Raw genomic sequence first — 22666 nt, 5'->3', positions numbered from 1 at the left:
GCGCCGGACAAAAATCAAAACCGATTATCAGTTGCCCGGTGTCCAGGCATCGTATTCGCCGGTCACGCGCGGACGTTCCGCAGGTTCCGTGCCCGGACGAGCAATGGCGCCTTTCGGACGATACGCCAGCGGAGAACCGGTCAGGTTCTGCAGATGCGGCTTCTGCCAGTCGCGCGGCTTGTAGTCTTCCTTGGTAGGCGGCGTGTCAACGCGATGATGCATCCAACCATGCCAGCCGGGAGGAATAGCACTTGCTTCCGCATAGCCATTGAAGATTACCCAGCGACGTGTGCGACCTTCGGAGTCCTTGCCGCCCTGATAATAGATATTGCCGAACTCGTCCTCACCGACGCGCTCGCCCTTGCGCCACGTATGAAACCGCGTGCCGAGCGTCTGGCCGTTCCACCAGGTGAAAACTTGCGTAATAAATTTCTTCATGACCTATTCCAGATCCATTATTGCCACAGGTGACCGAAACCACCGGGTTTTCTTGCTTATGGCCCTATCGACTGGCCATGGCAAGGGTCAAGTTGCCGCTGTCACAAGAGTATGATGGGCCCAAAACGCCGCGCGCGTCAGGCTTTTATATTCTCGCATGTCTCCCCAAAGCGATCTCCACTTTGGCGAGACATGCTTTACATATTCCAGCTTTCGAGCGACTTTTCCATAACCAGCACCGGTTCCTTGCAATTGGGATCGCCCCAATCCTCGTTCCGGCCGACTTTGGTATAGCCTTTGCGCTCGTAGAAATTCACCGCCTTGGTGTTTCGCTCGATCACTTCAAGCTTCATCGTTCGAACATCAGGAAAAGCCATCTCGATTTCGGCGAGAAGCATCGTTCCAATACCTTGAACCTGCGTGTCGGGACGAACATAAAGCTGATGCAGCGAAGCCTTGCCTTCTTCGGACTGGCTGGCAAAAGCCATTCCGTCGATCCCACCATTGCCGTTATCGGCGACAATGAATTCCGAATAAGGCTTCTTCAGATTGGCCTTCAGAACAGCGATGCCGTGCCACCGGGCGGTAACGGCATCCACCGTTTCCCGCCCGAGGATGTCGTCAAAGGTCGCGTGCCAGGTCGATACCAGCAGCTCATGCACTGCCTTGAGATCAGCCTCTGTCGCGCTCCTGACCCACATTACTCTTCAATCCCGAGCTTGGCCTTGACCAGTTCATTCACGGATTGCGGGTTGGCCTTCCCGCCCGTTGCCTTCATGACCTGACCAACGAACCAGCCAGCCAGCGTCGGCTTGGCTTTCGCCTGCTCAACCTTTTCCGGGTTGGCAGCAATGACATCGTCCACGGCCTTCTCGATGGCACCGGTGTCCGTAACCTGCTTCATGCCACGTTCTTCAACGAGCTTCTTCGGGTCACCGCCCTCATTCCAGACGATCTCGAAAAGATCCTTGGCGATCTTACCGGAAATCGTACCTTCCTTGATGAGATCGATGACTGCACCGAGCTGTTCCGGGCTGACCGGCGATTCCTCAATGTCCTTGCCCGCCTTGTTCAGCGCGCCGAGGAGATCGTTGATGACCCAGTTCGCTGCGGCCTTGCCGTCACGACCCGCAGCAACGGATTCATAATAATCAGCAATGGCCTTCTCGGTAACGAGAATCGATGCATCATAGATCGAGATACCCTGCTTCTCGACGAGGCGCTGCTTCTTGACGTCCGGCAGTTCCGGCAGATCCACTGCCAGCGCATCCACGAATGCCTGGTCGAACTCGAGTGGCAGAAGGTCCGGATCAGGGAAATAGCGATAGTCATGCGCTTCTTCCTTGGAGCGCATGGACCGGGTTTCACCCTTTACCGGATCGAACAGACGCGTTTCCTGATCGATGGAGCCACCGTCCTCGAGAATAGCAATCTGGCGACGAGCCTCATATTCAATCGCCTGACCGACGAAGCGGATCGAGTTGACGTTCTTGATTTCGCAGCGCGTGCCGAATTCCCCGCCCGGACGGCGCACGGAGACGTTTACGTCAGCGCGCATCGAGCCTTCGTCCATATTGCCGTCGCAAGTGCCGAGATAACGCACAATCGTGCGCAGCTTGGTCAGATAAGCGCGTGCTTCATCGGAGGAACGCAGGTCCGGCTTCGATACGATTTCCATCAACGCCACACCAGAACGGTTCAGGTCCACATAGGACATGGTCGGATGCTGATCGTGCATGGACTTGCCCGCATCCTGTTCCAGATGCAGGCGCTCGATGCCGATTTCCACGTCTTCGAACTGGCCCTTATTGTCCGGGCCGACCGAAATCATGATCTTGCCTTCGCCAACGATAGGCTGCTTGAACTGTGAGATCTGGTAGCCCTGCGGCAGATCGGGATAGAAATAGTTCTTGCGGTCGAAAACCGACTTCAGATTGATCTGAGCATTGAGCCCGATTCCCGTGCGAACCGCCTGTTTGACGCATTCCAGATTGATGACCGGCAGCATGCCCGGCATGGCTGCATCAACCAGAGAAACATTCGAATTCGGCTCCGCGCCAAACGAAGTGGAAGCGCCGGAGAACAGCTTCGATTCTGACGTGACCTGCGCATGGACTTCCATGCCGATGACGACTTCCCAGTCGCCGGTCGCGCCGGAGATAAAGCGTTTGGGTTCAGGTATACGCGTATCGATTAGGGACATTACTGGCTCGACAATACTGTGATTGGGCTGAAACTGATTGTTGTATTGGCTAGAGCAAAGCCCCACCGGATGCAAGCTTTTCAGCCACCATTTCCATGATCGCAAAACGAAAAGGCCGCGCTATGCGCGGCCCCTCCGAATTCATGCTGGAAGTGAAGATCAAGTCTCTTCGGACTTGCCTTCGTCGGCCTTCTTCTTAGGAGCGGCCTTCTTCTTGGGAGCAGCCTTCTTGGCAGGCTTTGCTTCCGAAGCTGCATCTTCGTCTTCAGCCGTCAGCTCTTCCTTCGAGACCTTCTTGTCGGTCACGCTGATGTTGGCGAGCAGATGGTCAACGACCTTTTCTTCAAAGATCGGGGCGCGAAGGTTGGCAACGGCATCCGGCGTCTTGCGCAGGAATTCGTAGATTTCCTTTTCCTGGCCCGGATAGCGACGAACCTGATCGTAAACAGCGCGCTGCAGTTCTTCTTCAGAAACTTCAACGCCAGCCTTTTCGCCGATTTCCGACAGAACCAGACCGAGGCGTACGCGACGCTCAGCGAGCTTGCGATATTCTTCGCGAGCAGCTTCTTCGGTGGTTTCTTCGTCTTCGAATGTGCGGCCAGCCTGCTGCAGGTCGAAGTTGATCTGCTGCCAGATATTGTTGAATTCAGCGTCAACAAGCTTCTGCGGCGTTGCGAACTGGTAGTCACCGTCCAGAGCGTCGAGAATCTGACGCTTTACCTTCTGGCGGGTGATCTGGCCGTACTGGCTTTCGATCTGTTCGCGAACAACCTGACGCAGACGCTCAAGCGATTCGATGCCGAGCTTCTTTGCAGTTTCATCATCGAGAACGAGTTCGTTCGGCTTGGCAACTTCCTTGACGGTAATGTCGAAGGTAGCTTCCTTGCCAGCCAGATGGGCAGCGCCGTATTCTGCCGGGAACGTCACAGTGATGACCTTCTCGTCGCCAGCCTTGACACCAACAAGCTGCTCTTCGAAGCCCGGAATGAACTGACCCGAACCGAGAACGAGCTGCGCATCGTTGTCCGCGCCGCCTTCAAACGGCTCGCCGTCGAGCTTGCCCAGATAGTCGATCGTGACGCGATCTTCGTTTTCGGCCTTGCCCTTCTTGGTTTCGAAGGCGCGGGTCGACGAAGCGATGCGCTTGACCTGATCGTCAACTTCCTCATCGGAAATATCGACGACTTCACGGGTAACGGCGATCTTCGAGAAGTCCTTGACTTCAATTGCCGGCAGAACTTCGTAGTTCAGCGAGAAAACGAAATCGGCCTTGCCGTCGAGAACCTGTTCGGCCTCTTTTTCGTCTTCCGACATGATGACTTCAGGCTGCGTAGCCGACTTTTCGTTACGTTCAGCGAGAAGCGAACGCGACGAGTCGTTGAGGATTTCGTTGACGATTTCCGCCATGAAGGACTTGCCGTACATCTTGCGGAGGTGAGCCGCAGGCACCTTGCCCGGACGGAAGCCGTTGATCTTGGCGCGGTCACGCGCAGTTTCCAGCCGCTCTGCGAGCTTGGCTTCGAGGTCCTTGGCCGGAACCACGACTTTGATCTCGCGCTTCAGCCCTTCATTGAGCGTTTCGGTAACCTGCATGTTCAAACCTTCACTTCTTGTCATTGTCCCGCCGTCACCGGCTTGTTTGCCTTGTCGCGGGAGAGAAATTCTTTTGCCTTATGGCAGTTGGTGCGGATGGAGGGACTCGAACCCCCACGGTCTCCCGCCAGAACCTAAATCTGGTGCGTCTACCAATTTCGCCACATCCGCTTCTGAACCGAAGCACATTCCTCAGAACGCGCCATTATTCGTCTCAGATATTGAACCGCCCCTCGAAAGCGCGCGTCTCTATATCATCCAATTTTCCCGGTTCAAAGGAAAAAAGCCGCCTTCCTTGCATAGATTTACAAGGTTCGATCAGGCTGAGCTCTTCCTACCCTTTCCGTCTCTATATAGCGATCCTGTCGCATCAGCCAACCCTTTTGAAACAGGGCGTGATGACAGGATCAATAAAGAGGCTCCTGATAAAGCTGCTGGCCGTCTTCCTGCAGGGCTTTGATGACCGGCGTTCCGTTCGGATCGACCGCCACAACGGCAGTAATCCGCCGCTCGCGCTGGCTGTCTTCAATCGCACGTCCCTGCCCCTCGGGTACATAATACCGTTCAATGCCAAAATTGAGACGAATATTCGATTCCGCATCATCGGATATGGAATAAGCAGCCTCGCCCCGAATCTGCTCCTCACCGGAGGTAAGGTCTGAAAGCGGAACGAATGACGCGCGTGAAAACCGCGCTATCCCGTTTGTATCGGGCTTCACGGCCACATAGACGGTTCGCGAACCGGCAGGACGCTCGCCCTGAATATCCTTTCGGGACAGACTGGAAATCTCGTACCCCAGAACGACATAGTCGCCGCGCATCAGATCGCGCGGGTCGAAAGGCTCCGTCTGCAGCGTCACTTCCGCACCCGAACGCAGGACAGAGGCGCGCTTTTCTATGCCTGCATAAAGAATGCCGGTCTGCAGCAATGCAGTGACGGTTGCCCCGACATAGAGCCATTTGAGCCGAATAGTCATAGGCGGGCCTCCACGCTGCTTTTCCTTCCGAACCGGTTCTCCATGCGTCTCACAAAAGCAGCCAGCAGCAGCACGAGAATGCCCGCAGTCAGGAAGAAGCCGGATGTTCCGATCATGGTGCCAACCGTCTCGAAAGCCAGATAGAGAACCTGGATCGAAAATGCGGCATAGGCGATGGAACGCAGGCCGCCATTATTTCGACCGGCAACAGCAATCGCCCCGATCGCGAGCGCCAGTATGAAGATGCTATATAATATGTCCCTATCCAGATTTGCGGTAACGCTGGAATAGGAGAACATCTGGTTGATCTGAAGCGTAACAAGCGCCAACAGCGCGAGAGCCAGCCCGTATGCCGCGAGCGGATGAGCGAAGCGGGTCAGTCTCTGCACCGTATCATGGGCAAAACCGTCAGCCAGTATCAGACCGATTCCCACGACCAGCATAAGCACCAGCACCGTATTGCTCTCATGCTCCGCATAGACGAGCAAAGCCCAGCCGATGGAGAACATTGCCCACAGATGGGCTGCATGTCGCGAGCGCGTGAACAAGGCCGCTGCAGCACCGAACAGCAAAAGCAGCGGTCCGATCCAGCGATAGGTCACGTCATCATAGGACGAGGTATCAAAAACGTAGGTCGAAAGATAAAAGCAGGCGACACCGGCACCGAAAGCCGCCAGCACCGGCGCGCGTAGAAGAAAAGCCGAAACCAGAACGCCTATGGACCAATAGATTGCGGCGGAATGGATGTCGCCGGACAAATGATACATTTGCCCCACAAGCGCCAGCCCTGCCCCGAACGATGCAGCACCCACAATATAGAGCGTAGCCGGAAACAGCTTGTCACCACGAGACTGCCGCCAGGCTCCACCGAGATAACTCACCCAAATAAGAACGAATATGAGGCCGATGCGCATGAGGCGCGGCATTTCCTGCCAGTTCGCGGCAACCAGCATGATAACGGCTGCGCCGAGAAGCAGCCCGCCAAGCGTGGCCAGAACGGAACCAAGGCTGAAGACCGAAGCGCGCTTTTCAAGGTCGGCATTCAGTTTCGATGCTGTTTCCGCATCGATCAGACCGTCCCGCTGCCATCTCTCGATCAGGCGTTCAACAGAAATGGAAAATGACAAATTAGCTCCTGGTCATTCTGTCAGTTGTTGCTGTCGCAACCGTAAGCGTTTGAGAACATATAGGAAACTGCGCTGCCGGCAAAGAGTGGATCAAATCGCTTTGCGGCAATTTTGTGCCATACCAGTCTAATCGATTTAACGTGTCGTGCAGAACCCGCAGAGCAGCTATGCAAACTCGGGTCTGCAACCTGCGAAAACAATAGCTTATATCATGGGCAACAAACGAGATGAATTGAACAGAACTCCAGTTCCTCAACGATGAAGGAATAGCACGATGAACCTCCTCCGCTCTTACAACAACTGGCGCCGTTACCGCGACACCGTCAATGAACTCAGCCAGCTCTCCACCCGTGAGCTGAACGATCTTGGCATCTCCCGCGCGGACATTCCGTTCGTGGCTCGCCAGACCAAGGCCCGTTAATTAACGAGCCTCACAGTTTCTCCCGATAGGGGTTTCTCCAAGTCTGGATCCTCCTCCCACCAGACTTGGTTCATCGCAGAACCATCCTCCTCCCAGGTTTTGCGATAACAAGACCGGTTCTCCTCCTCCCAATGCCGGTCTTACCATAATGGCATCCGTCGCTCCTCCTCCCGCGACGGATGCCATTTCTTTTTGCGGCTCGATTCCCATCCTTAGCGAGCCTTCTCCATTGAAGGCGTTCAGCAAAGGCGATAAGGGAATGGCCCATGTCAAACACATCCGATCTTTCTCCCGTTCACGTCGTCGGCGGCGGTCTTGCCGGTTCTGAAGCTGCATGGCAGCTCGCGCAGGCGGGCGTGCCCGTCATACTGCACGAAATGCGCCCCGTACGCGGCACCGACGCCCACAAGACCGAGCAACTGGCCGAGCTTGTCTGTTCCAACTCTTTCCGCTCGGATGATGCCGAAACCAATGCCGTCGGCGTTCTTCATGCTGAAATGCGCCTTGCCGGATCGCTCATCATGGCATGCGCCGATGCACATCAAGTTCCCGCAGGTGGTGCGCTGGCCGTCGACCGCGAAGGCTTTTCGCAGGCCGTCACTGCCAAGCTTGAAGCCCATCCGCTGATTACAATCGTTCGGGAAGAAGTCACCGGCCTGCCGCCAGAGGAATGGGGAACGACCATTGTTGCCACCGGGCCCCTGACCGCGCCTTCACTGGCTGAGGCCATTCAGGCGCAAACAGGAGCGGATGCTTTGGCCTTCTTCGATGCCATTGCTCCGATTATCCATTTTGATTCGATCAATATGGATGTCTGCTGGTTCCAGTCGCGCTATGACAAGGTTGGCCCCGGCGGCACCGGAAAAGACTACATCAACTGCCCGATGGACAAGGAGCAGTATGAGGCCTTCGTGGCCGCATTGGTCGAAGGCGACAAGACCGACTTCAAGGAATGGGAAGGCACTCCCTATTTCGACGGTTGCCTGCCGATCGAGGTGATGGCCGAACGCGGGCCGGAAACCTTGCGTCATGGGCCGATGAAGCCGATGGGCCTTACCAACGCCCATAATCCGACTGTGAAGGCTTATGCCGTCGTGCAGCTCCGTCAGGACAATGCGCTCGGCACGCTCTACAACATGGTCGGTTTCCAGACGAAGCTGAAATACGGCTCGCAGACCGGCATCTTCAAGATGATTCCGGGTCTCGAAAATGCGGAATTCGCCCGCCTCGGCGGCCTTCACCGCAACACCTATCTGAATTCTCCCGTGCTGCTCGACGGTACGCTTCGCCTGAAATCACGCGAAACACTGCGCTTTGCCGGTCAGGTGACGGGTTGTGAAGGCTATGTCGAATCGTCAGCCATTGGATTGCTGGCAGGTCGTTTCACTGCAGCAGAAAAGCTGGGGCAGACGTTGACGCCACCTCCCGGAACAACCGCGTTCGGTGCCCTGCTCGGTCATATAACGGGTGGGCACATCGTTGCCGACGACGAACCGGGCAAGCGTTCGTTCCAGCCGATGAATGTGAATTTCGGGCTTTTCCCGCCCGTCGATGTTCCGAAGCCGGAAGGCAAGCGTCTGCGCGGCAAGGAAAAGACTGTTGCCAAGAAACGCGCGCTTTCCGCACGTGCTCTGGCTGACTGCCGTCAATGGCTGGGCTTGTTGGGGCTGGGCTCGGGGCTAGAACCGGCTGAGTGATATTGCGATGGGCTTCGGTTCGATTGAACTGAAGCCCATCGGTTCTGGCTACTCAGAAGTTGGCTCTGAACATGAGCCATTGCTTCCGGATGGCTGAAATGTCCGCCACCTTTTCCGCAGCCTGTGCGCCCAGGCGTTCGATTGCTCGCAGATAGGCCGGAACAAGCGCCAAAGGCAGAAACGCCGGAACAAGACTCTTCGGCAGCTGTGACTTGTTCTTCTCGAAAATCGCCAGATGTTCACGCGCGAAAGCCAGCATGATGCTGATCACTCGCTCGACAGCAGCCTTGTCTTCGCCAGCAATGAAAGTCTCGCGGGTCACACCTACTGCCTGCAACATATCGGCAGGCACATAGAGTTGCCCACGCCGCCGGTGAATAGGCATAAGGCGAAGCAAGCCGGTTACGGCCTGTGCCACGCCAGCATGGCCGGTTATTTCCGTCTGTGCCTGCGCGGCATCTCTGTTCAGTATAAAGCCGGCTAACTGGATGATCGCCGATGCGGTTTCCCCGCAATAACCTTCCAGATCATTGCGGCTGGGCATCGGATCGTCATAAAGATCGAAGATGCGCGCTTCGCAATAATTGTCGAAAGCAGTTCGAGGCAGCTCATATTTTTCAATGGTGTTGATCAGCGCTGCGGCAACGGGATGTGCTTCCGCACTACCCCTCGCCTCGCCGTTGATGAGATCGCGCCACCATTGCAGCCGGACTTCGCCCGGCAGCGGTTCGTGAACCAAATCACGGATACGCGCGACTTCGGCGTTGAATGCGTATAATGCAGCCAGACCGCCACGATGATCCTCCGGCGCATAAAGCACTGACAGATAGCGGTCCCGGTCAGCTTGGCGAAGCAATGCCAGGCAATGTGCCTCATTCTCGTTCATGATGTCAGTCTACAGCAATCAACGCCGCTGCGACCGCACGATCTTCGGCCAGAAGCACATTATAGGTGCGAACGGCGGCACCTGTACTCATCGGATCGGAAGAAATGCGGTGTTCGCGCAGGATAGCGCGCACGTCTTCTGGAATACGGCGCAGATCCATGCCCGTGCCTACCAGCAGAATTTCAATATCGGATGCCTGCTCAAGGATCATCTTGAGATCGGCTTTGGCCAGTGTCGGCGGCGTCGCAGGTTCCCAGCCATGAATGCCCGAAGGCAGGCAAAGAATGGAACCGCGATGCGACATTTCGGCAAAGCGGAATCCACCGTCGCCATAGGCGTCAATGGGAGCACGGCCCGGAAAATGGGCCTCGCGTATCTCTATCCCTTTGGCCATTTTCAGCTTTCCAAATTCAGCGATTGCGCCAGTTCATCATCCATTTGATCGCTGGATTCATCCGGCCCACGCGGCTTGAGGCCGAACTGAACCAACAATGGAGCGGCGATGAAGATCGATGAATAGCTTGCAACAATGATACCGACGCTCAGTGCCAGTGCAAAGCTGCGAATATCCGCGCCACCGAAGGCATAGAGTGGAATATGCGCTAGAAAGGTCACAAAGGACGTCAGCAAGGTACGCGACAGCGTCTGGTTGATCGAGGCATCGATGATGGCAGGCAGTGGTGCGCTTTTATAGACGCGCAGGTTCTCACGCACGCGGTCGTAGATCACCACCGTATCGTTCAGCGAATAGCCGATGATCGTCAGAATTGCTGCAACGCTCCAAAGATTGAACTCCATGCGGAAGACAATGAACATGCCCGCGAGAATGATGACGTCGTGCAAGGTTGAAAGCACCGCACCAAGCGCGAGCTGCCAGCGGAACCGGACCCATACGTAAATGAAGATACCGATCAGCGACAGAATGACCGCCAGAACTCCGGCGCGCGAAAGCTGTTCCGAAACGGTCGGCCCGACGACTTCAACGCGCTGGAATGAGTAGTCCTGCTCGAACTCTCCGCGCAGTTTCACCGCGACGGTTTGTTCGGCATCGTCGCCGACTTCCTGACTGCCGATAATGACAAGGGCAGAGCGCGGAGACTTTGCCGGCAGAACGCGGGCGCTGTCGATATTGAGTTCGGTAAGACGTTCGGTGATGTCTTCAATATTGGCGTCACCGCTGCGGGCCTGCAGTTCAACCATCGAACCGCCACGGAAATCAATGCCGTAGTTGAAGCCGATATTGACGAACAGCGCGACCACGATAGCGCAGGCCAGCACCGAGATGCCGAGCGTCACGAATTGCAGACGCATGAACGGAATGTGCGTTACAGTCGGAACCAGTTTCAGACGACGCTTCGGCACTTCCTTCGGTTTGGCTGTGCGCACCCACTGCGCGATCAGCAAGCGGGTGAAGGTGAGCGTCGTGAAGAGCGTGGTGCCGATGCCGACCGCGACCGTCAGCGCGAAGCCATGAACCGTCCCCGACCCGAGCAGAAACAGAACGAGCGCTGCAATAAGTGTGGTGAGGTTTGCGTCGATGATGGTCGAGAGTGCGCGATAGAAGCCGGATTCCATCGCCTGGACAACGGAATAGCCCTTGCGGCGATCTTCGCGCACACGTTCGTAAATCAGGATGTGGGCGTCAACAGCCAAACCTATGGTCAGTACCAGACCGGCAATGCTGGCGAGACTGATCGAAGCGCCGATCAGCGAGAGTATGGCTGTCAGAATGATGATGTTGACGGCCAGTGCGACCATGGCGATCACACCGAGGATACCGTAGGACAAGACCATGAACAGGCCGACGAGCAGTGCCGCAAGCAATGCTGCCAGTGCGGCCGCGCTGGCATAGTCCTCGCCCAGAGCCGACGCAATCGTGCGTTCTTCCAGAACCGTTACATCTTGCGGCAGCGCGCCGGAACGCAGCACAACGGCCATATTGTTGGCCGCCTGAAGATCGAAAGCGCCTGAAATCTGCAGCTCATTCGTATCGAGCTTCTCATCGACGGCAGGCGCGGAAACGATCTGATTGTCGACGACGATAGCAAAGCTACCACCAACCAGATGCGATGTTGCTTCGGCAAGATTTTTGCGGCCTGCATCGTCCAATGTCAGCGTGATGACAGGCTCACTATCGTCATCCGACAGCGTCGCCTTGGCATCCGTCACATTGGCGCCAGTCAGGATCGGTTGCTTCTTGACGAGATAGCCGACAGGCGGATCGTCATAGGAATAGATGATTTCACTGTCAGCGGGCGGTGTACCGCGAATGGCATCATCCGGTGACATGGTGCTGTCGACGGCGCGGAAAGAGAAATTGCCGCGAACGCTGAGAATGTCTTTCAGAAGCTGCGCGTCATAGACACCGGGAACTTCAACCCGAATCTGATTGCGGTTTTCCTCTTCGACGAGAGGTTTGCCATAACCAAGCTCCTCCAGACGCTGCCGCATGATATTTGCGGTGCGCTCGAGCTCCCCTCGTCCGGGATTCTGCACCTGCAGGACCAGACGTGAGCCGCCGGAGAGATCGAGCCCAAGGGCGATCTGCTGCTTCGGCAGGAAGTTTGGCAGTTTTGCCAGCGTTTCACGCGAGAAAAAGTTAGGGGATGCGATGATGAAACTCACGAGAACCGCGAGCCAGATCAGGGCAGATTTCCAGCGTGAAAAATAGAGCATAGAGCAGCAATTCCGTATCAGCTTGGATAGAGCATGCCGGAGTTCACCTGTTGCGAACCGCTCTCCGGCGTCGTGGCACGCGCATCGTATATTAGCGCGCACCGAATAATGCGCAGGCCCCGGTTATGGAAACCTTACCGGGGCCTGCGTGTCGTAAAAAGAATTACTTGTTCTTGTTGTCGGCGACGGGCTCGCCCTTGACGCGAACATCCATCAGCGTGCTGCGCATAACGCGGATGCGCACGCCTTCAGCGATTTCGACTTCAAGTTCGTTGTCGTCAACAACCTTCTGAACCTTGCCGACAATGCCGCCGCCGGTCACGACGGTATCGCCACGACGAACCTGGGTCAGCATTTCCTGACGCTTCTTCATCTGGGTCCGCTGCGGGCGGATGATAAGGAAGTACATGATCACGAAGATCAGGATGAACGGCAGAATGCTCATGAGCATATCTGGTCCAACAGCGCCGCCGGATGCCTGAGCGAAAGCCGGTGTTACGAACATTAGGAACTCCTCTGAAGTCTCGAAGACAAATTATTATCGGCATTACAATGGTTAGCGCGCCAAATGCAACCGGCGATGATCCCGCCTGCGCCAAGGTCGCACACTTTTCGCCTCCGCTGTGACATGTTAAGCCGTTAGCCCTATCATCAGGGGCATGAAATGACGACCGAAGACATACTCAGCCAGAAACTGGACCGTTTGATCGCCGCTCTGGAACGCATTGCGCCGCCGGAAGCCAAAACACCCGATCTTGATGCCGCAGACTGCTTTGTCTGGGCTCCCGAACGACTGACCCTGGATCCGGTCAAGCGCGTCAACCGAGTGGATATCGCACTGATCCGTGGCGTAGATTTGGTACGTGATCAGCTCGTGGACAATACCCGGCGCTTCGCAAAAGGATTTCCGGCAAACAATGTTCTGCTCTGGGGTGCGCGCGGCATGGGCAAATCCTCGCTCGTCAAGGCTGCACAGGCAAGTGTGAACGCTGAAATGGCGGATCGCGCTCCGCTCAAGCTGATCGAAATTCATCGCGAGGATATCGATAGTCTTCCGACATTGATGAACCTCATCAAGGATACGGACTATCGCTTCATCCTGTTTTGCGACGACCTTTCCTTCGATCATGACGATACGTCCTATAAATCGCTCAAGGCCGCGCTTGAAGGCGGCGTCGAAGGTCGCCCCGGCAATGTGATCTTTTATGCAACCTCGAACCGGCGCCATCTGATGCCGCGCGACATGATCGACAACGAGCGCTCGACGGCGATCAATCCTTCGGAAGCGATTGAGGAAAAGGTATCCCTGTCGGACCGTTTCGGCCTCTGGCTCGGCTTCCACAAATGCAGCCAGGACGATTATCTCGCGATGGTCGATGGCTATGCGGCCTATTTTAAGCTGGCTTACGATCCGGCCAAGATGCATGCCGAAGCGCTGGAATGGTCCACCACGCGCGGAAACCGTTCGGGGCGCGTTGCCTGGCAATATATCCAAGATCTGGCAGGTCGCCTTGGAATAGCAATGTAAAGAAGACGGAACCAACCAAAAAAGAAGGCGGGCTTTTGGCCCGCCTTCTTTCATTATTAGATTGTTGTCACGATTCCAGATACTTGGAAGGATTGACCGGGGCCGAATTTTTGCGCACTTCGAAATGCAGCTTCGGGGATTTCGCGTTGCCGCTCATGCCCGATTTTGCAACTTCTTCGCCACGGCGAACCTTCTGTCCGCGCTGAACCAGTATCTGGCTGTTGTGACCATAAACGGTGACGAGGCCATTGTCGTGGCGGATCAGAACGGTCTGTCCGAACTCCTTGAGACCGTCACCGGCATAGATGACGACGCCGTTCTCAGCAGCTTTCACCGATGTGCCTTCCGGAACCATGATGTCGATACCGTCGCTTACCGATGTACCGTCACGCTGGCCGAAGCTTGCGAGAATACGGCCGCGTACCGGCCAGCGCATCTGTGAAATACCGGTGGAAGAAGGCGCTGCCGCCTGATCCTTTTCGGCATCTTCGATCACCTTGTTGCTCGCCTGCGGCGGCGTGTAAGGCTTCACATCGGCGTTGGCGGCTGGTGCGGCAGCCTTGGCCGGGTTTTCCGGAGGCTGTGAAACCGCTGCGACCTGCGTTGCGTTGCCCGCTCCAGCAGAAGGGATGACGAGCGCCTGTCCGACGCGGATAGCGCCGTTCGACAGACCGTTTGCCTTCTTCAACTGTTCAACAGGAACATTGTGCTTCTGCGCGATGGAGAAGAGCGAATCGCCGCTCTTAACCGTGTAAGTACCGTTCGGCGCCGGCGGCGTCGTAGCATTTGCGCCTGCCGAAGCCATATCGTTCGCCGAAGGCTTCTTGCCGTTGACGGCAGGTGCCTGCGGGACAACCGCGATATTATTATCCGTTGGCCGGGGCATGGCTGGGTTCGCCGGAAGCTGCCCGAGAACCTTTTCCTGCGCACCATTTACGGTGTTGCGCGTAGACGTTGCCGCGCTGGCGACTTTGGTTTCTGCTGCATTGACCGTGTTGTTCACATGGTTTGCAGCCATGTCCTGCGCCTGCCCCACCTGATTCTGAATGTTATTGGATGCCGCTGCGACCGGAGCCTGAACCGACTGCCGTGCCGCCGCGACCGGTGCTGCCATCGGCGCCGAAGACACCGGAGGCAATGAATTGCGCTGAACGGAACCGCTCGATGCGGGAGCCACGGGAGCCGCAGATGCATAAAGATCGCCAGCCGGCTGCTGTGCGACACGCTGACTGGACGTAGAGCCCGTACTGATACCATCAGTGAAGCGCATCGTATCGGCACTGCACCCGGCACCAAAACCGGCAATCAGAACGATCGCGACATTCCGCAGGAGACGTTCAGACGTGTGCTGCAAAATTTGTAAACGCATGTTCAACTCGCCCATACTCGAAACTCAGTAAGGTGATTAAAACGCGTTAATGTTACTCTCTGGTTAAGAACGGCAAATCTTCGAAAAAAGATTCACCAATTAAATACCATAAGCGCACAAAGCGACCGAAAGCCCTCCCTGACACTGCCAAAGAGAGCCTGATAGCCATCATTTTGACGAATCGATACGCGCTCCGTTCACAGAACGGACGAAACGCCCTCGATGAAAGGCTGATAGCGGACCACCATCAGGTCCTCCTGCTCGAATCGGCTGCCGACCTTGGCGATACGTGTCATGATCTGTCGACCATCTCCCGGACCGATCGGAGCGATCAGCACGCCATGCGTTGCCAGAAGATCAACGAAATGACGCGGCACTTCGTCGAAAGCAAGCCAGATCAGGATGCGGTCAAAGGGGCCACCCGGCAATCCATGGCGACCATCGGCATGTTTGACCATGATGTTTTCGCGCTTAAGCGACACGAATTGCTGCAAGGCGTGGTCGCAGAGCTTGCGATAACGTTCGACCGTTGTGACACGACCGGCGAGCGAAGACATAACAGCAGCCGTGAAACCGGAGCCGGTTCCGATCTCCAGCACACGATGGCCGGGTTCCAGCTTGAGCGCGGCGATGGCGCGAGCCTGATCATCAATGCCCTCCATGTACTCGCCGCAGTCGAGCGGCGCAGTACGGGAGCTGTAGGAAAGATGAGACCATGACGACGCGAGAAAGCTCTGGCGTGGTGTGGACTCGATGGCTGCAAAAAGGCGCGGATCGTCAATCCCGTACCCGCGCATTCGCATAACGAAGGATGCGAATCCTTCTCTGTCCGAAAGCCGTGGGCGCTCAGACGCTGCCTGCCTCATGCTTCAACCCCAAGTGCTGCGCTCAATTCTGCCCGAACCTTATGCGCGGTCAGATCGAGGTGCAACGGGGTTACAGAAATGCAATCGGAACGAATGGCTGCAATGTCGCTGTCATCCGCAACCGGCGCCTTGCCCCGACCAAAATGCAGCCAGAAATACGGGAAGCCACGCCCGTCGCGACGTTCATCGAGGCGGGCATCATGGCTGAGCTTGCCTTGAGCTGTGACGCGCGTTCCCTTGACTTCATCCGCACCGCAGTTCGGGAAGTTGAGATTCAACAGGACGCCTTCCGGCCATCCTGCCTCCATCAGCTTTTTTATAAGATCAGGCGCGTGCGTTTCCGCCGTTTCCCACGGCACGATGCGGCGATCGCCTTCATATTCATATTCCTGCGACAGCGCGATAGACCGCACGCCGAGCAACGTGCCCTCCATGGCGCCGGCAACCGTACCCGAATAGGTGACATCGTCGGCAATATTCGCGCCGGAGTTCACGCCCGAAAGAATGAGATCAGGCGCACCCGGCAGAACGTGGCGCACACCCATGATGACGCAATCGGTCGGCGTGCCGCGCAATGCGAAATGACGATCATCGATCTGGCGAAGGCGAAGCGGTTCCGACAACGTCAGCGAATGCGCGAGGCCGCTCTGGTCGGTTTCCGGAGCGACAACCCAGACATCGTCGGAGAGCTTGCGTGCGATCCGCTCCAGAACTGCGAGGCCTTCAGCGTGGATACCATCATCGTTCGTCAGCAGAATTCGCACGTCGTCACTCCTTCATTTATCAATAAATGTGATTCACGCAGTTTTCTCTATCCGCGTGAGGCCGCCCATGTATGGCTGCAATGCTTCAGGAATATGAATGCTGCCATCTTCTTCCTGATAATTTTCCATGACGGCGATCAGCGCGCGTCCGACGGCGACACCCGAACCGTTCAGCGTATGCACGAAACGGGTCGACTTCTCGCCTTCCGGACGATAGCGGGCGTTCATGCGACGGCCCTGGAAATCGCCGCAGACCGAGCAGCTGGAAATTTCGCGATAGGTGTTCTGGCCGGGCATCCATACTTCGATGTCGTAAGTCTTCTGTGCGCCGAAGCCCATGTCGCCGGTGCAGAGCACGACGGTACGGAACGGTAGGCCAAGGCGTTTCAGCACTTCTTCCGCACAGGCGGTCATGCGCTCATGCTCTGCGATCGAGCTGTCGGCATCGGTGATCGACACCATTTCCACTTTCAGGAACTGGTGCTGGCGCAGCATGCCACGCGTATCGCGACCGGCAGAACCCGCTTCCGAACGGAAGCATGGAGTCAGCGCCGTGTAGCGCTGGGGAAGCGACTTGGTGTCGACGATTTCATCTGCAACCAGATTGGTCAGCGGGACTTCGGCGGTTGGAATCAGCCAACGACCATCCGTCGTGCGGAACAGATCTTCCGAAAATTTCGGCAACTGGCCGGTGCCATAGACAGCTTCATCGCGCACCATCAGCGGCGGCATCGTTTCGGTATAGCCGTGTTCCATGGTGTGCAGGTCGAGCATGAACTGGCCAAGCGCACGTTCGAGACGTGCAAGCGGCCCCTTCAACACGGTAAAGCGCGAACCTGCAAGCTTTGCAGCGCGTTCAAAATCCATGTAACCGAGCGCCTCGCCCAGCTCGAAATGTTCCTTCGGCTGAAAGGCAAAGTTTCGCTGGTTGCCGACGCGACGAACTTCGACATTGTCGCTTTCGTCCTTGCCAAGTGGCACGTCTTCGAGCGGAATATTGGGAATGGTCGACAGAGCGTCGTTCAGTTCCTTGGTCAGGCGACGCTCTTCGTCCTCAGCCTGCGCAAGAAAATCCTTCAACTCCGCAACTTCGGCCTTCAGCTTGTCAGCCGTCGCCGCGTCCTTCGCAGCCATGGCCTTGCCGATCTCCTTCGAAGCGGCATTGCGGCGCTCCTGCGCAGCCTGAACCTTGCCAACATATTCGCGGCGTTTTTCATCCAGCGCCATCAATTCGGACGACAGCGACTGAGCCCCACGCTTGGCGAGCGCTTTGTCGAGGGTTTCAGGGTTTTCGCGAATCCATTTGATGTCGAGCATGGGAAAAGCCGTTTCGTGAAATTGAACAGAAGCGAGGCCGCACAACCTGCGACCTCACAGAATCATAGTGACAAATCAGGACGATGAAGCGTTGTTTTCAGCGTCGGAAGCTTCCTGCGCCTCATCCCGCTTCTTCTCGATCATGCGAGCCACGATGATTGAAATCTCGTAGAGAAGGATTGTTGGCAAGGCAAGGCCGATCTGGCTCGCCGGATCGGGCGGGGTCAAGACCGCTGCAACGACGAAAGCAATGACAATTGCGTATTTGCGCTTGTCCTTAAGGCCAGCCGACGTCACCAGTCCGACACGAGCCATCAGGCTCGTTACCACCGGCAGCTGGAAGACCAGACCGAACGCAAAGATGAGCGTCATGATGAGGCTCAGATATTCCGATACCTTCGGCAGGAGAGAAATCTGCACTTCACCGGCGCCGCCAGTCTGCTGCATTGCGAGGAAGAACCACATCACCATCGGCGTGAAGAAGAAGTAGACGAGCGCGCCCCCGGTCAAAAATAGGATCGGCGATGCAATCAGGAACGGCAGGAACGCCATGCGCTCATGCTTGTAGAGGCCGGGTGCCACGAACTTGTATATCTGCGCGGCAATGATCGGAAATGCCAGCACGATGCCGCCGAACATGGCCACCTTCACCTGTGTGAAAAAGAATTCCTGCGGCGCGGTATATATCAGTTCCGCTTTCGAGCGATCCATGCCCGCCCAGTCGAGCGCCCATTGATAAGGCACGACAAGCAGGTTGAAGAGCTGTTTGGCAAAAGCGAAACAGAAAATGAATGCCACGAAAAATGCCAGAATTGCCCAGATCAGGCGGCGGCGCAGCTCGATCAGGTGCTCAAGCAGAGGCGCTGCGCTCTGTTCGATTTCGTCCTCGTCGCGTGTCACGCTTTGGTTCCTGTCTTCTTCGTGGTCTTCTTGGCAGTTGTGGCGGCAGCAGCCTTGACCGTTCCAGCCTTTGCCGTTTCCGCTTTTGCCGCTGCGGGCTTTCGGGGAGCCGGCTTTGCAACGGAAGCCGCCTTCGGCGCAGCCTTCGTTTTGGCTACAGTGACTTCGGTCGCTTTATTCTCTGCCTTCGGTGCAGTCTTTCGGGTCGCCTTCTTGGGCGCTGCGGCTTTTTCCACAGCAGGCGGAACCGGTGCGCCACCGGCATCAACCGGCGTCGTCACTTCAGCGACTTTTTCGGGTGTCGCCGGAGACATGGAAGACGTGGACTGAAGGCCCGAGCGCAGATCCTCGCCCGCACTTCGAATCGGATCGAATACCTGCGTGATCTTCGAGCGCGGGTCGAGCTTGCGGGTCTCATCGATGATGTTCTTGACGTCGTCAAGCTCAGCCTCTTTCAAGGCTTCGTCGAACTGCTGCTTGAACTCATTGGCGGTGGCACGCATGCGCGCTGTCGCCTTGCCGAATGCACGCAGCATTTTCGGCAAATCCTTGGGACCGACCACCACGATCATCACGATCGCAATAATCAGAAGTTCAGACCAACCGATGTCGAACATATTCTTGATACCCCGCGCAATTCGCGCGCGCGTCCCGTCTTTCGGCGGAAAACCGCACTTGTAAATGGCAAAATATGCTGCGCGCGCTTGCACGTGCGCAGCATGCTTTATCCGTTAGATCAGGACTTGGTGGTTTTCTTGACGTCGTTGACGGTTTCGTCAGCCTTGGCGTCGATCGTACGACCCGAATCCCGCGCGTCATCCTTGGCGTCTTCGTCGGACATGCCCTGCTTGAAGTTCTTGATGCCCTTGGCAACATCACCCATCAGCTCGGGAATCTTGCCGCGGCCAAACAGAAGAAGGACAACCGCCAGGACGATCAGCCAGTGCCAGATGGAAAAGCTACCCATTTTATTCCTCTCATTGCCGCGAACGTGCGGCATGTTCCTGCAATGCCAGTTACGATTTAAGCGCTTTCAACAAATCTTTCAAACAGAAGTGTGACGGTGAACGGCTTTGCGACAAATAAAATTGGCTCCAAAGGCCATACTGAGACTATTCACCGCGTGGGGCGAGCAAGCCAAGGCTTTCCAGATCGATATCTTCGAGCGGCTCTTCGTCTTCTGTCAGCTCATCCGGGTCGATATTCGGCACCGGAACGGCAAAGCTCGATGGCATACGTGCCGAGAGCAGCCCTGCCCCGCGCAGCTCTTCCAGTCCCGGCAAATCGCGGATTTCCGGAAGGCCGAAATGGTCGAGAAACGAGTCGGTCGTGCCATAGGTGACCGGACGACCGGGCGTACGACGGCGTCCGCGCAATTTGATCCAGCCGGTCTCCATGAGGACATCCAGTGTGCCCTTTGAGGTCTCCACACCGCGGATATCTTCCAGCTCGGCGCGCGTGACCGGCTGGTGATAGGCGATGATGGCAAGCACTTCCATCGCGGCGCGGGACAGCTTGCGCTGCTGCACAGCTTCGCGGCTCATAAGAAAGGCGAGATCGGGTGCCGTACGGAACGCCCACGCACTGCCAACCTGAACAAGGTGCACGCCGCGCGTTTCATATATTTTCTGCAAATGTTTCAACACTGGCGCGACGTCAACATTGGCAGGCAGACGTTCGGCCAATGCGCGTTCGGAAACCGGTTCAGAGGACGCAAAAACAATGGCCTCGACAATGCGCGCAAGATCAGCAAGCCCCTGCGTCAAGACAGAAACTTCCGTTTCGATCTGATCGTCGTCACTATCGATTTCAGCCAGATTTCGACGTTCCGCCTCAGACATCCTCGTCCTCATCCAATTCGCTGATATCTCCTGTCGCCCTGATGTAGATCGGCTCGAAAGGAGCGTTTTGCCTGACTTCCAGCTTGCCTTCGCGCACAAGTTCAAGACTGGCGGCGAAGGAACTCGCAAGCGCCGAAGCTCTTTCACGCGGCGAAAGCGCATAATCGATCAGGAAACGGTCGAGAGAAATCCAGTCGCCCACCGATCCCATCAAACGCACGAGCGCCACACGAGCTTCCTTCAATGACCAGACTGCGCGCTTGGCAATCTGCACCTGCGACACGGCCTGTCGCTGGCGCTGCGAAGCATAGGCGGTAAGAAGATCGTACAGCGTTCCAGAAAACTGGCTGGTCCTGTCCACCATGACCATTTCCGGCATACCGCGCGCAAAAACATCCCGCCCCAGCCGGTTGCGGTTGACGAGTTTCGCCGCCGCATCGCGCATGGCTTCAAGTCTCTTCAAACGGTAATGCAACGAAGCAGCCAGTTCTTCGCCGGTCGCTCCATCATCGCCCTGTTGCTTCGGGATCAGCAGCTTCGATTTGAGATAGGCAAGCCATGCAGCCATGACGAGATAGTCAGCTGCAAGTTCGAGGCGCAAGGCGCGTGCCTGTTCCACGAACACCAGATACTGCTCTGCAAGTGCAAGAACGGAAATACGGGCGAGATCGACGCGCTGGCTCCGCGCAAGGTGGAGCAGCAAATCAAGCGGGCCTTCAAACCCCTGCACATCGATGAGAAGCGACGGTTCACTTTCGATACGCTCGGAATCGCCCTGCCACAGCGCGTCCATCGGCACGAGCGTGCCGTCTTTGCCGTCTGTGTCTGCTCCCGATGCCGCCAAACCCGTTTCCCTGCTGATAAGGTCCACCGGCGGATCAGTCCGCCGGTGAAGTCAGTTTACCAAGTTTTGACGATTACGCTATCAGTTCGAACATGGCGTTGAATTCTGCACGCAGTTCGTCCTCATCGGAAAGATCGGGATCGCCTGCATAAACTTCGGCCAGATCGGCACGACGCTTCGCCTTGCCTTCAAGAACCGGCACACGCGCTGCAACCTGCTTCAGTTCTTCCATCACACCTGCGCAATAGAGAACCATATCACAACCGGCACCGATGATGCCGTCCGCAATGTCACCGAGTTCGCCCGAAAGCGCCTTCATGGAAATGTCGTCGCTCATGACAAGACCATCGAACTGGATGACATCGCGAATGATCGTGTTGATGACAGTCGGTGACAATGTCGAAGGGCGCTGCGGATCGATGCAATCGAATACGACATGCGCCGTCATTGCCATTGGCAGGTCATTGAGCGCCTTGAACGGCACGAAATCATGCGCAACCAGCTCATTCAGGGGAACCGTGACACGCGCCAGCTCCTTGTGGGTGTCGGCAAACGCACGGCCGTGCCCCGGCATATGCTTGACCACAGGCAGCAGACCACCGGCAAGCAAGCCTTCAGCAGCAGCTCGCCCCATTTCTGCAACCGCCTGCGGGTTCTTGGAATAGGCTCGCGCGCCGATAACATCATGTGCGCCTTCGACGGGTACGTCCAGAACCGGCAGGCAGTCCACATTGACGCCAACCTTCAGCAAATCGAATGCATGCAGGCGGGCATGAAGCCACGCAGCTCGCAGACCTGCTTCGCGATCACGCGCATAGATCGCACCGACTTCCGAGGCCGAAGGATAGTTTGGAACGAGCGGCGGGCGAAGGCGCTGCACGCGTCCACCTTCCTGATCAATGAAAACCGGCGTCTGGTGCCGCCCCGTCAGGTCGCGCATGTGCGCCGTCAGCTCGGAAACCTGTTCCAGACTTTCGACATTGCGTGCAAAAAGAATAAAGCCCCAAGGTCTTTCATCGCGGAAAAACGCGATTTCGTCCTCAGTCAGTTTCGTTCCCGACACACCGGCAATCCATGCCTTGCACTCTTTCATGCGCTCTTCCCCAAAATTGTCTGGAAATGCTGTACTCAAACAACCCTGCCCCGGTTTAACCGAAAAGAACAAGGCTTGGTAGTGGAATCGGGTAGGAGGGCATTTTAGGCCCTCCTCCCACACCAC

23 protein-coding genes and 1 tRNA gene are annotated in these 22666 nt (G+C 56.5%); 3 read left to right on the top strand and 21 right to left on the bottom strand.

The window, feature by feature from the left end:
- Positions 1-27: 27 nt before the first annotated feature.
- The 7 genes from CES86_RS03260 to CES86_RS03230 form a co-directional block, all read right to left on the bottom strand.
- Positions 28-438, bottom strand: coding sequence for an NADH:ubiquinone oxidoreductase subunit NDUFA12 (locus tag CES86_RS03260; protein ID WP_010661260.1), 411 nt, complete (start codon positions 436-438; stop codon positions 28-30).
- Positions 439-635: 197 nt separating this feature from the next.
- A complete protein-coding gene (locus CES86_RS03255; RefSeq protein ID WP_036583875.1) occupies positions 636-1139 on the bottom strand; it encodes a GNAT family N-acetyltransferase in 504 nt (167 codons plus the stop codon).
- Positions 1139-2641, bottom strand: coding sequence for an Asp-tRNA(Asn)/Glu-tRNA(Gln) amidotransferase subunit GatB (gatB, locus tag CES86_RS03250; protein ID WP_012092152.1), 1503 nt, complete (start codon positions 2639-2641; stop codon positions 1139-1141). Before gatB ends, CES86_RS03255 begins: the two co-directional genes overlap by 1 nt.
- Positions 2642-2800: 159 nt before the next feature.
- Entirely contained in the window at positions 2801-4234 is a 1434-nt protein-coding gene (gene tig / locus CES86_RS03245; protein WP_268876087.1) for a trigger factor, read from the bottom strand.
- 88 nt (positions 4235-4322) lie between these two features.
- Positions 4323-4405 (bottom strand) — tRNA-Leu (locus CES86_RS03240).
- A gap of 236 nt (positions 4406-4641) precedes the next feature.
- Complete coding sequence (locus CES86_RS03235; RefSeq protein ID WP_094513707.1) at positions 4642-5211, bottom strand: GDYXXLXY domain-containing protein; 570 nt, start codon at positions 5209-5211, stop codon at positions 4642-4644.
- On the bottom strand, positions 5208-6338 hold the full coding sequence (locus CES86_RS03230) for a DUF2157 domain-containing protein (RefSeq protein ID WP_094513706.1): 1131 nt from the start codon (positions 6336-6338) through the stop codon (positions 5208-5210). Before CES86_RS03230 ends, CES86_RS03235 begins: the two co-directional genes overlap by 4 nt.
- Before the next feature lie 274 nt (positions 6339-6612).
- On the opposite strand from CES86_RS03230, the gene CES86_RS03225 reads away from it, so the two are divergent.
- Together CES86_RS03225 and trmFO are read left to right on the top strand one after the other, a co-directional pair.
- On the top strand, positions 6613-6759 hold the full coding sequence (locus CES86_RS03225) for a DUF1127 domain-containing protein (RefSeq protein WP_006466676.1): 147 nt from the start codon (positions 6613-6615) through the stop codon (positions 6757-6759).
- Between the two features lie 266 nt (positions 6760-7025).
- Entirely contained in the window at positions 7026-8456 is a 1431-nt protein-coding gene (trmFO, locus tag CES86_RS03215; protein ID WP_012092203.1) for a methylenetetrahydrofolate--tRNA-(uracil(54)-C(5))-methyltransferase (FADH(2)-oxidizing) TrmFO, read from the top strand.
- Between the two features lie 52 nt (positions 8457-8508).
- Here the strand turns inward: trmFO and CES86_RS03210 are convergent, their stop codons facing one another.
- From CES86_RS03210 to yajC, 4 genes are all read right to left on the bottom strand, one after another.
- Positions 8509-9342, bottom strand: coding sequence for a phytoene/squalene synthase family protein (locus tag CES86_RS03210; RefSeq protein ID WP_012092204.1), 834 nt, complete (start codon positions 9340-9342; stop codon positions 8509-8511).
- A 4-nt stretch (positions 9343-9346) separates the two neighbouring features.
- Positions 9347-9736: an Mth938-like domain-containing protein gene (locus CES86_RS03205; RefSeq protein WP_012092205.1), complete on the bottom strand. Its 390-nt coding sequence runs from the start codon at positions 9734-9736 to the stop codon at positions 9347-9349.
- 2 nt (positions 9737-9738) lie between these two features.
- On the bottom strand, positions 9739-12018 hold the full coding sequence (gene secDF, locus CES86_RS03200) for a protein translocase subunit SecDF (protein WP_010661251.1): 2280 nt from the start codon (positions 12016-12018) through the stop codon (positions 9739-9741).
- A 163-nt stretch (positions 12019-12181) separates the two neighbouring features.
- Positions 12182-12523 (bottom strand): preprotein translocase subunit YajC, encoded by a 342-nt coding sequence (gene yajC / locus CES86_RS03195; protein ID WP_010661250.1) that lies wholly within the window; start codon positions 12521-12523, stop codon positions 12182-12184.
- Between the two features lie 159 nt (positions 12524-12682).
- Here yajC and CES86_RS03190 point away from each other — a divergent pair, with 159 nt between their 5' ends.
- Complete coding sequence (locus CES86_RS03190) at positions 12683-13546, top strand: ATP-binding protein (protein ID WP_094513704.1); 864 nt, start codon at positions 12683-12685, stop codon at positions 13544-13546.
- Between the two features lie 67 nt (positions 13547-13613).
- Here the strand turns inward: CES86_RS03190 and dipM are convergent, their stop codons facing one another.
- From dipM to nagZ, 10 genes are all read right to left on the bottom strand, one after another.
- Positions 13614-14930 (bottom strand): cell division endopeptidase DipM, encoded by a 1317-nt coding sequence (gene dipM / locus CES86_RS03185; protein WP_094513703.1) that lies wholly within the window; start codon positions 14928-14930, stop codon positions 13614-13616.
- 182 nt (positions 14931-15112) lie between these two features.
- Positions 15113-15781, bottom strand: a complete 669-nt coding sequence (locus tag CES86_RS03180) for a protein-L-isoaspartate(D-aspartate) O-methyltransferase (protein ID WP_094513701.1) — start codon at positions 15779-15781, stop codon at positions 15113-15115.
- Positions 15778-16545, bottom strand: a complete 768-nt coding sequence (gene surE, locus CES86_RS03175; RefSeq protein WP_071633074.1) for a 5'/3'-nucleotidase SurE — start codon at positions 16543-16545, stop codon at positions 15778-15780. Before surE ends, CES86_RS03180 begins: the two co-directional genes overlap by 4 nt.
- Positions 16546-16578: 33 nt before the next feature.
- Positions 16579-17862: a serine--tRNA ligase gene (gene serS / locus CES86_RS03170; protein ID WP_094513748.1), complete on the bottom strand. Its 1284-nt coding sequence runs from the start codon at positions 17860-17862 to the stop codon at positions 16579-16581.
- A 75-nt stretch (positions 17863-17937) separates the two neighbouring features.
- Positions 17938-18762 (bottom strand): twin-arginine translocase subunit TatC, encoded by an 825-nt coding sequence (gene tatC, locus CES86_RS03165; RefSeq protein WP_012092212.1) that lies wholly within the window; start codon positions 18760-18762, stop codon positions 17938-17940.
- Entirely contained in the window at positions 18759-19379 is a 621-nt protein-coding gene (gene tatB / locus CES86_RS03160) for a Sec-independent protein translocase protein TatB (RefSeq protein WP_094513747.1), read from the bottom strand. Before tatB ends, tatC begins: the two co-directional genes overlap by 4 nt.
- A 119-nt stretch (positions 19380-19498) precedes the next feature.
- A complete protein-coding gene (locus CES86_RS03155) occupies positions 19499-19729 on the bottom strand; it encodes a twin-arginine translocase TatA/TatE family subunit (protein ID WP_010661242.1) in 231 nt (76 codons plus the stop codon).
- 145 nt (positions 19730-19874) lie between these two features.
- On the bottom strand, positions 19875-20603 hold the full coding sequence (scpB, locus tag CES86_RS03150) for an SMC-Scp complex subunit ScpB (RefSeq protein WP_012092214.1): 729 nt from the start codon (positions 20601-20603) through the stop codon (positions 19875-19877).
- Positions 20596-21447, bottom strand: coding sequence for a segregation and condensation protein A (locus CES86_RS03145; protein WP_094513700.1), 852 nt, complete (start codon positions 21445-21447; stop codon positions 20596-20598). The genes scpB and CES86_RS03145 overlap by 8 nt, the downstream gene beginning before the upstream one ends.
- 73 nt (positions 21448-21520) lie before the next feature.
- Positions 21521-22540 (bottom strand): beta-N-acetylhexosaminidase, encoded by a 1020-nt coding sequence (nagZ, locus tag CES86_RS03140; protein WP_012092216.1) that lies wholly within the window; start codon positions 22538-22540, stop codon positions 21521-21523.
- Between the last annotated feature and the right edge of the window lie 126 nt (positions 22541-22666).

The organism is Brucella lupini (assembly GCF_002252535.1).
In the GTDB taxonomy this organism is placed as follows: Bacteria; Pseudomonadota; Alphaproteobacteria; order Rhizobiales; family Rhizobiaceae; genus Brucella; species Brucella anthropi.
The sequence above is the reverse complement of the archived record's forward strand: the minus strand, read 5'-3'. Positions and strand labels throughout refer to the sequence as shown.